The sequence below is a fragment of the Phytohabitans aurantiacus genome (assembly GCF_027923225.1).
GTDB classification, from domain to species: domain Bacteria; phylum Actinomycetota; class Actinomycetes; order Mycobacteriales; family Micromonosporaceae; genus Phytohabitans; species Phytohabitans aurantiacus.
Genome location: NZ_BSDI01000143.1, coordinates 1 through 406 on the forward strand (window position 1 = coordinate 1; position 406 = coordinate 406).

Annotated in this window: 1 protein-coding gene; it reads left to right on the forward strand. The window is 71.2% G+C overall.

The genetic code is table 11. The features are described 5' to 3' along the window. The coding region (locus QMG73_RS46175) for an AMP-binding protein (protein WP_281906531.1) at positions 1-406 on the forward strand (406 nt) is incomplete at both ends.

Here is a 406-nt window from a genome sequence, read left to right on the forward strand (position 1 = left end):
CGCGACGTTGGCCAGCGGCGCCCTGTTGGTGTGCGCTCCCCGCGAGCACCTCCACGACCCCGAGCAGCTGACCGCCCTGATGGCACGCGAACGCATCACGGTGGCGTCGATGCCGCCGGCGGTCCTGGCCCGGGTAGACGCCACCGCCGACCTGCCCAGCCTGCGCATGGTCGTCGTGGCCGGCGAGGCGTGCGGCACGGAGCTGGTGAAGCGGTGGAGCCGCCCGGATGTCGAATTCCACAATGGATACGGCCCGACCGAGGTGACAGTGCTGTGCACCACCCACCGGTGCGCCCCCGGCGAGTCCACCGTGCCGATCGGTCGGGCGATGGCCAATCATCGGGCGTACGTGCTCGACGGCGGCTACACCCCCGTGCCGGTGGGGATCCCCGGTGAGTTGTACATC